We start from the raw sequence: 13,750 nt of genomic DNA, 5'->3' as shown, positions 1-13,750 counted from the left end.
ATCCGGAAAGAGTGTTGCTGTAAAAGCAAAGCGCCGGCTTGATACCAGGAATATACCCGGCGGCCGGCGCTTGCTGCCTGTCTGATTCGATTATAACGGATCAGGACAGATTTTTAAGAAGATCCTGCGCTTCGGCTTTCTGATCTTCACTTCCCTCGAGTGCGACTTCTTCAAGAATATCCCGGGCCCCATCAGAGTCGCCCATCTCGATGTAAGCTCTTGCGAGATCAAGCTTTGTCGCGGCTTCGTCAGTTCCTGTCAAAAACCCGAAGTCGTCGTCATCGCCCAGCTCACTCTCGTCGATATCAGCGATTTGGGATTTACCGTTGCCATCAGAGACCACTGGCAGATCCAGGTCACTTTCCGGCTCTCCGGACTCCTCAAGAGCGTCAGCAACACCCTGCTGTTCAAGTTCCTCAGCGTCTGCGACAGTTTGCTCGGGATCTGCTTCCTCAACGTCACCTTCGCCAAGCGCGTCTTCCAGATCGAGCTCATCATCAAGTGATGCTTCTTCGAGCTCCTCGACATTCGCTGAATCCGCCGAATCAGAAAACTCCTCCATCAGGGCCAGATCGTCATCGGACACATCAAGTTCAAGGTCATCCAGTGAAGAGTCTTCAATTTCACTCCCCCCGAGCTCGTCCTCTTCTCCGGCAACTTTGTCCAGTTCAGCGTCAAGCTCATCGAGGAATGACTCGTCCAGTGCATCGATGTCGGAACCCGACTCTGCCATCTCTTCCGACGGAACTTCAGGCTCAGCCACTGACTGCTCCTCCAGATCACCTTCATCAAGCTCATCTGTTTCCAGCTCGATGCCGGACAGATCATACTCAATCATGTCGTCCGGACTTTCACTACCGCCATCCTCAAGCTCTTTCTCTTCGGAGGACTCGGAAGAGTTCGAACCTTCAAACTGATCGAGCTCCAAATCGGAGAACTCAGGACTGGAAAGATCTGAGTCAAAGTCCCCAAATTCGTTCTCGGACGGCTCTGCCTGCTGCGAGTCGAACTGATCAGCCAGGAGTTCGTCAGATTCGGGCTTACCCTGGGTTTCAGCCAGAACGTCATCGCTCTGTTCCGAGTCGAAGGAGGTAGAAAAAGAGTCTGAGCGCAGCTGTGATTCCAGATCATCAATGCTGGGCATCGACTCAGCCTCTTCCAGCTTGACGCGAAGTTCATTGGCAACGGTCAGCGCCTCTTCGTCTTCCAGCGACTCAATCTCGCCAAACTGTTTCTCGAACGAGTCTCGATCCTGGGTATCCGCGTAGACACCCAGCAACTTCAGGCGCAGATCGGTGCGGCTAGGCTCTCTGGAAATAGCGGCCTCAAGAGTCTGTGCTGCCTGTTCATGCTGGCCGTAGGCAATATAGGAATCTGCCTCCGCCATAGCATCACTCGTAGGCGACACATCATCTTCTTCGTCCAGGCTAAGATCAAATGAGTCGGTGCTATCATCGGCATCACTGTTTAGCTGCTCATAGAACACTTTTTCCCGATTTGCATTGCGGCGGGCAAGAAGCAAAAGCAGCAGCAGAAGTACAACCAGACCACCACCGAGAGCGATCTGGTACATCGGGTTGTTGGTGACAGCATCTATAATGTTGCCAGGAAACCCTTTATCGGATTCTGGTGCCTGAGGCGCTGGCTTGGGAACAGGCTCCTGTGCCGGCTCTGGCTCAGACACGCCCGACTCTGCAACGAGGGCCTCTTCACCCGACTCGGGGGCATCCGTAGCCGCAGAGCCGGTGCCCTCTGCTGACTCATCGACGCCCGCTTCCTCAGACACCTGACCGTCATCAGCAACAGCCTGATCATCCATAGTCTGGTCGGCATCCACCATCTCGCCAAAATCATCCGACATGGCCTCTGACTCGGCCGAGCCAGTTGAGTCGTCTGCACCTGCGGCATCGTCTCCCTCAGAGGCTGACATTTCAGAATCCACTAATTCATCCGTGTCCGCACCTGCTTCAGACTCCGCCATTTCGTCGTCAGCAACGTCATCCAGGACAACGATCTCTTCCCCTGATGGCGTGGCCTCGTCATCCCCGACAAGTGAGGACTCTGCGACTGCTTCATCACCGGTTGCCTGCTGCATTTCAGCAAGCTGCGTATTCTTTAGCTCCAGCAGCCGCTGCAATGTCTGCACCTGATCCTGCAGATCCTCCATGCGACTGTTGAGTTCTTCGTTCTCACGACGAGCACTCTCGAGCTCTTCCATTGCGACCGCAGTGCCAGCATCAACGCCGCCCGGCAACTCGCTGTCGCCACCCGCAGAGCCCGTTTCACTGGACTCACTGTCCGCATTATCAGAGACGAGCAGTTTCAGTTCGTCGCCACTTGAAACTGCGCCTGCCTCAGATCCGGACTGCGATTGCCGCTCCTCGGTTGCGTCCACAACACGCTGAGGGGTCTGGAATTCCTGATTCTGCTGGGCGACCAAACGGGTAGCCTCAGCACGAGTGCGACTCTGTATCTGATCCAGAGACGGAACTCGCAGAACTTCGCCACGTTTAAGGCGATTAATGTTGTTGCCAATGAAGGCATCCGGATTGAGATCCTGAATGGCCAGCATGACCTGCTGCATGGAGGCACTGCTATCAGGACGCACCTGGGACGCTATGGTCCACAGGGTATCAGACGCTTTCGTGGGCCCGAATGTATTGGCCTGAGCACTGACACCACGAGATTGTGCGCCCTGAACTTGCCGGCTTGTGGATTCGGCACTGCGAGTGGCTGTCGGCTGACTGGTCGTTTGCGTGGCTGAAACTGTCGGTGCACTGACCGGTTCCTGCACACCAGACTCTTCCGCATACACTGGCGGATCCACAAGAACGGCGTACTCACGCATTAGCCGACCACTTGGCCAGGTTAATTCGAGCAGAAAATTAAGATAGGGCTCTCTGAGCGGTTCGCGCGACGACACGTTGACGATCAGACTGCCATCACTACCGGTGACCACCTGAAACCTGAGCTTGCTGAGAAACCGGTTCCGGTTCAGTCCAACCCGTTCATATGCCTGCTCCGAGGCAATATTGACGAACACGTCCGCTGGATTGACGCCACTACTCTGAGGCAGAACAATTTCCGCATCCAGTGGCTCATTCAGATAGGACTGAAGTTCAATTTCACCCAGCCCCAGGGCCTGTGCGACACCGGATCCGAGCCCTCCCGCCAGAGCCAGGGCAACCGCAAGCTTGCGTACCTTCATGCTTTTTCCTTTCCAGTCTCCGTTATTCGTTACTGCTCTCTTTCAAACAGAATCGGACGAGGTTGGATGACTTCCGTCTGGATAATTCTCGTTATTGTATATTCTTTTTAATTTTCAGTCCGGCAAGTATTGTTGATAAAACCTCTTTTATCAATCAATCAGCCGCAATCCTTGCACCATTTTTTTATCAATCGCGCGGAACTACCTAGTGTTCTTGAAAATAACAGGGGCGGAGCCTGAAATCAGCCTCCGCCCCTTCACCGGTTTCCCGAAACCGGACACAGTTGGCATTAATTGCCTCTGCGTAACAATTTTTAACGCTCCTGAAGAATCCGAAGCATGCGGCGTAGCGGTTCGGCAGCACCCCACAGCAGCTGATCACCTACTGTAAACGCAGAGATGTATTCCGGCCCCATGGCCAACTTGCGAATCCGCCCAATCGGAACACTTAACGTGCCGGTTACCTTGGCGGGAGTCAGTTCCTCAATGGTCGCATCGCGATCATTCGGAATCACTTTCACCCAGTCGTTCGCCCTGGCAAGAATCGACTCGATCTCAGCAACCGGCAGATCTTTCTTCAGCTTGATGGTCAGAGCCTGGCTGTGGGAGCGCATGGCACCAATCCGCACGCAAATGCCATCAATGGGAATCGGATTGCCGGAGCGACCGAGAATCTTGTTGGTCTCAACGCCCGCCTTCCACTCTTCCTTGCTCATACCGTTGTCAAGTTGCTTGTCGATAAACGGAATAAGGCTGCCTGCCAAGGGCACCTGGAAGTGCTCGGTCGGAAACCCGTCCGAACGCATGGATTCAGTTACCTTGCGATCAATGTCCAGAATGGCGGAGGACGGATCGTCCAGCTCAGTCTTGACGCTCTGGTTCAGCTCGCCCATCTGATTAAGCAGCTCGCGCATATTCTGGGCACCAGAGCCGGAAGCCGCCTGGTAGGTCATAGGCGACACCCACTCAATCAGGTCCTGTTCCAGCAACCCTCCCAGAGCCAGCATCATCAGACTGACGGTGCAGTTGCCGCCAATGTAATCCTTAACGCCCTTATCAAGCGCTGCATCAATCACATTGCGATTAACCGGATCAAGAACAATCACTGAATGGTCAACCATTCGTAGCGTGGATGCCGCATCAATCCAGTAGCCTTCCCAACCCGCGTCGCGGAGCTTCTGGTAAACCGCACTGGTATAGTCGCCGCCCTGACAGGTAACAATCACATCCAGGGTTTTCAGAATATCGACGTCAAACGCATCCTGCAGGGGCGGGACATCAGCCTTCCCTACATCAGGGGCCGGCTTACCCGCCTGGGACGTGGTAAAAAAGACCGGTTCGATATCGGCGAAATCGTTTTCTTCTCGCATGCGCTGCATGAGGACAGAACCCACCATGCCACGCCAACCTACAAGTCCAACTCGCTTCATGTGCGATCTTTAGACCTCGTTTTATGCCCGCCCGCTGCCTTTATCGCTGGCAGGGACAGGATGGATGATCCCGCGGCGACTGCATCCCGTCGCCGTCGGGTCTCGGATTTAGTGGCCAGGGCCTGACCTTCAGAGCGCAGCCAGAACGGCCTCACCCATTTCCCGAGTGGAGACTTTCTTTGCGCCCTCAGACATGATGTCTGCGGTTCGCAGCCCCTGATCCAAAACATTACTGACCGCCGCTTCAATGGCTTCAGCTGCTTTTTCCTCATTCAGACTGTACCGCAACATCATGGCGGCACTGAGGATTGTGGCCAGCGGATTAGCAATACCCTGCCCGGCAATATCCGGCGCAGAACCGTGGCAGGGTTCATACATCCCCTGCTTTTCAGAGTTCAGTGACGCCGAAGGCAACATGCCGATAGAACCGGTGAGCATAGCCGCTTCGTCCGACAGAATATCACCAAACATGTTACCAGTCACAATCACGTCGAACTGTTTGGGGGCCCGAACCAGCTGCATAGCAGCGTTATCCACGTACATATGGGACAACTCCACATCCGGATACTCCCGGCACAGATCGTTCATGATTTCCCGCCACAAGACAGTGACTTCCAGCACGTTCGCCTTATCCACAGAGCACAGCTTCTTGCCTCTCTGCTGCGCGGCCTCAAAGGCAACCCGGCCAATACGACGAATTTCCGATTCGGTGTAGGCATAAGTGTTGTAGCCCTGGCGCTCACCGCTTTCAAGCTCCCGGACGCCCCGAGGCTGCCCGAAGTAAATACCGCCGGTCAGCTCCCGCACAATCATGATATCCAGCCCGGACACCACTTCCGGCTTCAGCGAAGACGCCGAAGCCAGTTGCGGATACAGAATCGCCGGTCGGAGGTTGGCAAACAACTCCAGATTGGAACGCAAGCCCAGCAGCCCTTTCTCGGGACGCTTGGCCATCGGGAGGCTGTCCCATTTCGGGCCACCAACAGCACCAAGCAGGATGGCATCCGCCCTGGTAGCCTTTTCCAGCGTCTCATCCGGAAGCGGACTATCGGTCTCATCAATAGCCGCTCCGCCAACAAGTCCGGACTCGAAGCGCAGGCCAAGACTGAACTGATCATTGACTTTGTGAAGCACCTTTTCGGCTTCAGAGACAATCTCCGGCCCTATACCATCGCCGGGGAGCATTAAAACTGTTCTGGACATGTCTGTTCCTTGTTCAATTCGGTTGCGGTTGGATCATGCCTCGGCATAACCCAACAAGATCATTGGCCACCAGCACCAAACAACCAGGGCGCGGTTTTTCGACGGCTTTGTTCATACGACTGAATCCACTCCGCATCTTCCAGAGTGACACCGATATCATCCAGACCATTGAGCAAACAGTGTCTTCGGAAGTCGTCCACCTCGAAGGTGAAGGTTTCTCCTGATGGCGTAGTAACAGTTCTGGCTTCCAGATCAACCGACAACTCATAGCCTTCGTTCTGCTCCACTTCCTGGAACAATCTGTCGATAACTTCCTCTTTAATAACAATTGGTAACAAACCATTCTTAAAGCAATTGTTATAGAAAATATCGGCAAAGCTCGGAGCAATAATCACCCGAAAGCCGTAATCCTCCAGCGCCCAGGGAGCGTGTTCACGACTTGAACCACAACCAAAATTGCGACGCGCCAACAATACACTGGCGCTCTTGTAGCGGTCCTGATTCAGGACAAAATCCGGGTTGATTGGACGAGTGGAACAGTCCTGATCCGGCCTGCCCTCATCCAGATAACGCAGCTCATCAAACAGGTTTGGCCCGAAGCCTGTGCGCTTGATGGACTTCAGAAACTGTTTTGGAATAATCATGTCCGTATCCACATTGGACCGGTCCATGGGGGCGACGACGCCCTGGTGTTGCGTAAATGCGCGCATGGTTCTCTCCTGTGGATCAGTTCATCAACTCACGGACATCAACAAAGTGGCCCGTCACCGCTGCAGCCGCAGCCATAGCCGGGCTAACCAGATGGGTTCGCCCACCAAAGCCCTGACGGCCTTCGAAGTTCCGGTTTGAGGTGGAAGCACAATGCTCACCCTGCCCCAGTTTGTCAGCATTCATGGCCAGGCACATGGAACAACCCGGATCACGCCATTCCAGACCGGCCTCAAGAAAGATCTTATCCAGACCCTCCTGTTCCGCCTGGGCCTTAACCAGTCCGGAACCAGGCACAACCATGGCCTGTTTCAGAATTGGAGACACCTTGCGCCCCTTAACTACGGCAGCAGCCTCACGCAGATCCTCGATCCGGCTATTTGTGCAAGAGCCGATAAACACCCGATCCAGCTTGATATCGGTAATCGGCATGTTTGCTTGCAGGCCCATGTACTTAAGAGCCCGCACAATACCTTCGCGTTTGATCGGATCCTGCTCTTTGTCAGGATCAGGAACATTTCCGTCAACGCCGACCACCATTTCAGGGGATGTACCCCAACTTACCTGCGGCTTGATCTCAGAGCCTTCCAGCTCAACCACTTTGTCGAATTCCGCATCATCATCGCTGTGCAGGGACCGCCAGTAATTCACAGCGGAATCCCATTGCTCACCTTCTGGTGAAAACGGCCGACCACGAACATACTCGATGGTGGTATCGTCAACGGCAACCATACCAACCCGTGCACCTGCCTCGATGGACATGTTGCAGATGGTCATTCGACCTTCCATGCTAAGGCCCCGGATGGCCTCACCGCCAAACTCGATGGCATAGCCGGTTCCGCCAGCCGTGCCAATCTTGCCAATGATGGCCAGCACCACATCCTTGCCCGTGACGCCCGAACCCAACGTGCCGTTGACCTTCACCAGCATGTTTTTCATTTTCTTCTGAACCAGACACTGAGTCGCCAATACATGCTCAACTTCACTGGTGCCAATGCCATGAGCCAGACAGCCAAACGCCCCATGGGTAGAGGTATGGGAGTCCCCACAGACGATGCTCATGCCTGGTAAGGTTGCGCCCTGCTCTGGCCCGATGACGTGTACGATACCCTGGCGCTGATCCTTGATCTTGAATTCAAGAATGCCAAATTCATCGCAGTTCTTATCCAGGGTTTCCACCTGAATCCGCGAGACCGGATCTACGATACCGTCAACGCCGCGATCGCGGTCGGTCGTGGGGACGTTATGGTCTGGCGTTGCTATATTTGCATCAATCCGCCACGGCTTGCGTCCAGCCAGACGCAGCCCTTCAAATGCCTGGGGTGATGTCACTTCGTGCAGCAACTGACGATCAATGTAGATCAGGGCGGAACCGTCATCCCGCTGCTTTACAAGATGGTCGTCCCACAATTTGTCGTATAAAGTCTTGCCCGCCATGTTCTCTCTCACTCTCTGGGGGTTTCTGGTTATCACTCATGTTGAGGACATTTTACCGCCCGCGCATAAATAACTTCAATTCATGTTTTTCATCTATCGCATGCCAATTGGTTATACTTTAAGATTCCCTGACGAACGCATTGAAAAATGTGCTTGCTGGCGTGTTCTGAACACTCAATCCCCGGCAGGTTTTTTACCAAATGTTGTAACCTGGAATCACAGGCATGGACTCAAACGCATTAAAGGCTTTCTTGACCATCGTTGATCAGGGCTCGTTTTCGGAAGCGGCAGAATCCCTGCACCTGACACAACCGGCAATCTCGAAACGCCTTGCCACCCTGGAAAACCAGTTGGGCACCAGCCTCATTGACCGGAGCCACCGTCAGATCCGACTGACCGACGCCGGCAGCCGCTTGCTTCCCCATGCCCGGAAGATACTGGACGAAATCCATAATGCCCGGGTGTCACTGTCACCCGATTCCAGGCAGGTGGAAGGGGAACTTCAGATCATCGCCAGCCACCACATCGGCCTGCACCATCTGCCAAACTGGTTGCGCCGGTTCAAGCGGGAATACCCGCAGGTCTCCATCAATCTTCAGTTCATGGAATCCGATGCAGCCTATGAGCAGATGCGGAAGCGGAACGCCGAGCTCGCATTTGTGACACTGAGCGACAGCATGGAACCGAGTTTTCAGGTTTTTGCTCAATGGCCAGACCGCATGGTGTTTGTAGCAAGCGCAGAGCACCCTCTGTCGTCACTGAAGGATCCTGCGCTGCCGGATCTAGCCGATCATCCGGCCCTGTTGCCTGACACCAGCACCGCGACATATCGGGTTGTAAGCCGGCTGTTTCTGGAGGCGAATCTGCATCTGAGGCCACAAATGCCCACCAACTATCTGGAAACCATCAAAATGATGACCAGTGTGGGCTTGGGCTGGAGCGTTCTCCCCCTGCGCATGGTTGACGACAGCCTGAGAGTTCTTGAAGTGGACAATCCGGTATGGCGGGTGCTCGGGGGAATCGGCCTCTCCGGACGACAACTCAGCAACGCGGCCAAAGCGTTGCTGGATATTGTGCATGAAGAGGAATGTGCCTGACGTTCAGCCTCCCTCATGCACGGGCGGCGGCCGAAGCCCCCGCCAGGTAATTACGATCGCAATGGCTGTCGCGGCGGCACCGCCCAAGAAGGCTGCAGAGGTGTTGAATCCATCGACCAGAAAGCCCGATAACCAGGCACCCAGCGCGCCGCCTGCCCCAAACGTAAGCCCGCTGTACAAGGCCTGCCCCTGGCCATGATGGTGCTTTCCAAAATAACCCTGAATGTACTGGACCGAAATCGCATGCAGCGCCCCGTAAGAAGCTGCGTGCAACAGCTGCGCAAACAGTAGCACCGCAACAACATCGGTGACTTCCGCAATCAGGATCCATCGAATCAGGGTAAGTGTCAGTGCACCCATCGCAATCTGTCGTACCGAGAAATAACGTGTCAACCTGTGCATGATCAGAAACACGCCGATCTCTGCAAAAACGCCCAGAGACCACAACAAACCAATCGACAACTTACTGTAACCGTGCTGCTCCAGATGGATACTGAAGAAGGTGTAGTAGGCGCCATGGGATACCTGAAGCAGGAAGTTCATCAGGAAGAAGGTCACCACCGCCGGGTGCGTGACGATTACCTTCAGACTGCCTTTCGGTGCCGGCGGCTTTCGCTCCCCCGGCTCTGCGGGCACCAGAAAAGATGATAGAGCTATCCCCGCAAATACTGGCAGCAATAGCCACGGAAGACTCTGAATCGGCACCAACTCCAGCAAACCACCAACCAGTGCCACGGCACCAATAAACCCAACGGAGCCCCAGAGTCGGATGCGGCCGTACTTTTCCTTCTGATCTCCCAGGGCGCGAAGTGTGATCACCTCATAAAGCGGCAGAATCGCATTCCAGAAAAACGTGAATACCAGCATCACCAACAACAGTCCATAGAACCCTGGCTCAAGGAAGACCCCGCCGAAAAACAGAGAACCGGTAATGGCCCCGAAGCGAACCAACCGAACCCTCTGGCCGGTTTTATCCCCTAACCAGCCCCAAACACTGGGGGCAACGATTTTAGTGAGTTGAATGGTCGCCATGAGCGTGGCGATCTGGAGGTAGGAAAATCCCTGCCCTTCAAGATAGAGAGACCAATACGGCAGGAGCCCACCGAGAAGTGCGAAGAACCAGAAATAGAGGTTGGAGAGTCGAAAGTAAATAGCTGAACCTCTGCCCGTCTATAGAAAAGGCTTGGCGACTTTGGTCAAGATGGCCCCACTTCACAGTGCCATGAATATCGCAACCAAGCCGCACAGGAACGGCTTCAAGAACGCTTTCTGGAAGGCCACCCTCGCCAAAGGTGTTCCACCTGAGATTCAAGCACGCGTTACAGCTGCCCAATCACCGGCGTAGATACGGAAACATCCGCATTCTGCCCACGATGCCGCAGATAGTGATCCATCAACACAATGGCCATCATTGCCTCTGCAATCGGCGTCGCGCGAATCCCGACACAGGGGTCGTGCCGTCCGGTGGTAATCACCTCACAGGGTTCCCCGCTCACATCAATACTCCGGCCCGGAAGGCGAAGACTCGACGTGGGCTTAAGAGCAATACTGGCAACAATGGGCTGACCGGACGAAATGCCCCCCAGTACACCACCTGCACTATTTGACAGAAACCCCTCGGGTGTCAGTTCATCCCGGTGTTCAGTGCCTTTCTGTTCAATGCAATCAAAACCGGCCCCAATCTCCACACCCTTTACCGCATTAATGCTCATCAGAGCATGGGCGAGATCCGCATCCAGGCGATCAAAAATCGGTTCACCCAGACCTGGTGGCACGCCCTCTGCCACGACATTAATCCGTGCACCAATGGAGTCACCCTCCTTTCGGAGCGCATCCATATACGCTTCCATTTCGGCAACCTTCGCTTCATCCGGGCAGAAGAACGGATTCTTGTGGACCTGATCCCAGTCCAGTTTCTCCGCCTTGATAGGTCCAAGCTGGGACAGATAACCGCGAATACGGATACCCAGCCGCTGCTCAAGGAACTTCCGTGCTACTGCTCCGGCAGCTACCCGCATAGCAGTTTCCCGAGCCGAGGAGCGACCACCGCCGCGATAGTCACGAACACCGTACTTATGCATGTAGGTATAGTCGGCATGAGCCGGGCGGAACTGTTCGGATATTTTGGAATAATCCTTGGAACGCTGATCGGTGTTTTCAATCAACAGACCGATGGGCGTACCCGTGGTCTTGCCCTCGAATACACCGGACAGAATTCTCACCTCATCGGCCTCACGGCGCTGGGTCGTGTGTCGGGACGTACCCGGTTTCCGGCGATCCAGATCCCGCTGCATATCCGCTTCCGAGAGCTCCAGTCCTGGCGGGCAGCCATCAATAATGCACCCGAGTGCAGGCCCATGGCTCTCACCAAATGAAGTGACAGTAAACAGTTTTCCGAAGGAATTTCCCGACATAATTCAGTATCTTATTTAGCTTTATTAAAAAATTAGATTAATTGGAAGCTTGCCACTGACGCAAATCCGGCTCAGCAATGAGAAACACGCCATCGCCGCCGTTATCAAACTCCAGCCAGGTCAGCGGCAGATCCGGATAGGCATCATCCAGCGCTACCCAGCTGTTACCAACTTCTACAATCAGGAGGCCTCCGGGATTCAGGTGGTCGGCGGCACCGGCAATAATCCTGTGAGCAATATCCAAGCCGTCTTTTCCGGCAGCCAGACCCAGCTCGGGCTCGTGGCGGTATTCGTCTGGCATGCTCGATAGATCTTCAGCATCCACATACGGAGGGTTACTAACGATGACATCGTACCGGCCCTCAATACTTTCGAAAACATCGGACTGCACCGCATGAACCCGGCCCCGGACGTCGTGCAGGTCAATATTCGATTCAGCCACTTCAAGGGCCTCAGCGGAAATATCCGAGAGATAAACTTCCGCTTCGGGGAACACAGAAGCGGCCCCGATGCCGATACATCCACTTCCGGTGCAGAGATCCAGTATCCGGTCAACCGACTTGTCTGCCAACCAGGGCTGAAAGCCGTTTTCGATCAGTTCGCCAATCGGAGAGCGCGGCACAAGTACCCGTTCATCCACGTGGAATGGCATCCCCATGAACCAGGCTTCACCCAACAGATAAGCCAGAGGTACCCGCTCGTCAACTCTTCGACGGACCCGGTCCAGAATAAGCTCACGTTCCTGCCGGGTAAGACGGGCATCCAGGAATACCGTGTTATTTTCCAGAGGGAGATGAAGGCTCCGCATAACCAGTTGAACCGCCTCATCCCAGACGTTATCCGTGCCGTGACCGAAGAACAAAGGAGAAGCGGCAAACTGTGAAGAAGCGAAGCGGAGATAATCCCGAACGCTGAGTAGGTCATCAATGGGGCTGGTCACAAACGTCGATCCTGTGCGAGAGCGTTTCAGGGCCGAATTATACGCTTTTTATCCGTTCGACTGCAGCCCACGTACGTTAGCTGCTGAAAAATCCTTCAGATTGCCAGCGGGCCAGAACTATTATGGCTTTCCTCAAATCGATCCAGCGCTGCTGCCATCCGCTGCCGGCCCAATTGAATCAGTTCCGGTGCCTTGTGGTAATCGTAGCTCCTGCAGACATTCTTGGGGATATTAACCAACAAATCAGGCGGGTAGCCGGCAATCTTGTACTGAACAAGCGCACTCTGCATGGTTTCAATGGTCAGGTTCATCACGTCGAATTTACCAATGCCGAGTTTGTCCCAGTCGATGGTTTCGAGCTCTTCCTGCGCTTTTTTGTCATTCGGTTTTTTTTCGTGCTGTTTCTGATTCTCTTTCTTGTGCACCGCCCGACTGATTTTTTCTTCGGGGCTATCTCCGCTTTCCGGCTTTCGTGCGGTCATGGATTTCAGGGCATCCCAATCAAACCAGCGCGACGCCTTTTCACGAATCGTATCCACCCATTCGTCCATATCAGCGTTGCCCTCCTCACCACCAGAGAAGGCCGCATCCGGAATACGTCGTCTCCGCTCGTCTTCACCGCTGAGATTAACAGCGACAATCATATCGGCGTGCGACGATATGGTCGGTATGATCGGTAACGGGTTGAGCAAGGCACCATCCACGAGAACCCGGCCATTAAGGACTAACGGTGTCACAACGCCCGGAATCGCCACTGAGGCTCGAATGGCCTGATCCAGAGGTCCTTGTTGAAACCAGATTTCTTTGTGACCGAGCAAATCGGTTGCAACAGCAGTATAGGCAATCGGGAGATCCTCGATACGGATATCGCCCAGCATTTCCCTGACCACTGAAAAGATCTTCTCCCCGCGAATGGCCCCGACCGAATTGAAGGTGACATCGAGGAGTTTCAGGATATCAAACTGACCGAGCCCCGTGACCCAATCCTTGTAGTCCTGCATTTTGCCAGCGCCGAATATGCCGCCTATCAGCGCTCCCATGGAACAACCGGAAATGGCAACAATGTCATAGCCTCGTTCCACCAGAATTTCTATGGCACCTATGTGAGCGTATCCTCGAGCACCGCCGCTCCCAAGCGCCAGCGCCACGGTCTTCCGTGGTTGCTTGCGGTGTTCTGCTTCCTCAGGATCTGTCGACGCATCGGTGGCGGAAACATCAGAGCTTTTCAGCACAGTGGAGACGTTGTCCCGGGGCTCGTTCTCTGAGGTCTGATGCTTTGGATCCAGATCGCTATCCTTTGATGGGTCCATAGT

General features: G+C 54.4%; 10 protein-coding genes. 1 reads left to right on the top strand and 9 read right to left on the bottom strand.

Annotated elements, in window-relative coordinates:
• Positions 1-100: 100 nt before the first annotated feature.
• The 5 genes from KO499_RS17870 to leuC all read right to left on the bottom strand — a co-directional run bounded on the left by KO499_RS17870 (position 101) and on the right by leuC (position 7,986).
• Positions 101-3,208, bottom strand: a complete 3,108-nt coding sequence (locus KO499_RS17870) for a FimV/HubP family polar landmark protein (RefSeq protein ID WP_215985100.1) — start codon at positions 3,206-3,208, stop codon at positions 101-103.
• Between the two features lie 314 nt (positions 3,209-3,522).
• Positions 3,523-4,638 carry an aspartate-semialdehyde dehydrogenase gene (gene asd, locus KO499_RS17865; protein ID WP_215985099.1) on the bottom strand — a complete coding sequence of 372 codons (1,116 nt, stop codon included), beginning with the start codon at positions 4,636-4,638 and terminating at the stop codon, positions 3,523-3,525.
• 129 nt (positions 4,639-4,767) lie between these two features.
• Positions 4,768-5,841, bottom strand: a complete 1,074-nt coding sequence (leuB, locus tag KO499_RS17860) for a 3-isopropylmalate dehydrogenase (protein WP_215985098.1) — start codon at positions 5,839-5,841, stop codon at positions 4,768-4,770.
• 59 nt (positions 5,842-5,900) lie between these two features.
• Positions 5,901-6,551 carry a 3-isopropylmalate dehydratase small subunit gene (leuD, locus tag KO499_RS17855; RefSeq protein WP_215985097.1) on the bottom strand — a complete coding sequence of 217 codons (651 nt, stop codon included), beginning with the start codon at positions 6,549-6,551 and terminating at the stop codon, positions 5,901-5,903.
• A 16-nt stretch (positions 6,552-6,567) separates the two neighbouring features.
• The gene (gene leuC, locus KO499_RS17850; protein WP_215985096.1) at positions 6,568-7,986 is read right to left on the bottom strand and encodes a 3-isopropylmalate dehydratase large subunit; all 1,419 of its coding nucleotides are present in this window, start codon (positions 7,984-7,986) and stop codon (positions 6,568-6,570) included.
• A 224-nt stretch (positions 7,987-8,210) separates the two neighbouring features.
• On the opposite strand from leuC, the gene KO499_RS17845 reads away from it, so the two are divergent.
• A complete protein-coding gene (locus KO499_RS17845; RefSeq protein ID WP_215985095.1) occupies positions 8,211-9,083 on the top strand; it encodes a LysR family transcriptional regulator in 873 nt (290 codons plus the stop codon).
• 3 nt (positions 9,084-9,086) lie between these two features.
• Here KO499_RS17845 and KO499_RS17840 read toward each other — a convergent pair whose 3' ends face one another.
• The 4 genes from KO499_RS17840 to KO499_RS17825 form a co-directional block, all read right to left on the bottom strand.
• Positions 9,087-10,235, bottom strand: coding sequence for an MFS transporter (locus KO499_RS17840; protein WP_215985454.1), 1,149 nt, complete (start codon positions 10,233-10,235; stop codon positions 9,087-9,089).
• A gap of 167 nt (positions 10,236-10,402) precedes the next feature.
• Entirely contained in the window at positions 10,403-11,497 is a 1,095-nt protein-coding gene (gene aroC, locus KO499_RS17835; protein WP_215985094.1) for a chorismate synthase, read from the bottom strand.
• A gap of 37 nt (positions 11,498-11,534) precedes the next feature.
• Complete coding sequence (gene prmB / locus KO499_RS17830) at positions 11,535-12,437, bottom strand: 50S ribosomal protein L3 N(5)-glutamine methyltransferase (protein ID WP_215985093.1); 903 nt, start codon at positions 12,435-12,437, stop codon at positions 11,535-11,537.
• A gap of 95 nt (positions 12,438-12,532) precedes the next feature.
• The gene (locus KO499_RS17825; protein ID WP_416240397.1) at positions 12,533-13,747 is read right to left on the bottom strand and encodes a patatin-like phospholipase family protein; all 1,215 of its coding nucleotides are present in this window, start codon (positions 13,745-13,747) and stop codon (positions 12,533-12,535) included.
• Positions 13,748-13,750 lie beyond the last annotated feature (3 nt).

The sequence above is a fragment of the Marinobacter sp. F3R08 genome, from assembly GCF_018860425.1.
In the GTDB taxonomy this organism is placed as follows: Bacteria; Pseudomonadota; Gammaproteobacteria; order Pseudomonadales; family Oleiphilaceae; genus Marinobacter.
The sequence above is the reverse complement of the archived record's forward strand: the minus strand, read 5'-3'. Positions and strand labels throughout refer to the sequence as shown.

Bases quoted from the DNA above. Each gene is read 5' to 3' on its own strand.
- KO499_RS17825 (WP_416240397.1), bottom strand. From the start codon at position 13,747: ATGGACCCATCAAAGGATAGCGATCTGGATCCAAAGCATCAGACCTCA.
- asd (WP_215985099.1), bottom strand. From the start codon at position 4,638: ATGAAGCGAGTTGGACTTGTAGGTTGGCGTGGCATGGTGGGTTCTGTC.
- leuB (WP_215985098.1), bottom strand. From the start codon at position 5,841: ATGTCCAGAACAGTTTTAATGCTCCCCGGCGATGGTATAGGGCCGGAG.
- leuD (WP_215985097.1), bottom strand. From the start codon at position 6,551: ATGCGCGCATTTACGCAACACCAGGGCGTCGTCGCCCCCATGGACCGG.
- KO499_RS17870 (WP_215985100.1), bottom strand. From the start codon at position 3,208: ATGAAGGTACGCAAGCTTGCGGTTGCCCTGGCTCTGGCGGGAGGGCTC.
- KO499_RS17845 (WP_215985095.1), top strand. From the start codon at position 8,211: ATGGACTCAAACGCATTAAAGGCTTTCTTGACCATCGTTGATCAGGGC.
- aroC (WP_215985094.1), bottom strand. From the start codon at position 11,497: ATGTCGGGAAATTCCTTCGGAAAACTGTTTACTGTCACTTCATTTGGT.
- leuC (WP_215985096.1), bottom strand. From the start codon at position 7,986: ATGGCGGGCAAGACTTTATACGACAAATTGTGGGACGACCATCTTGTA.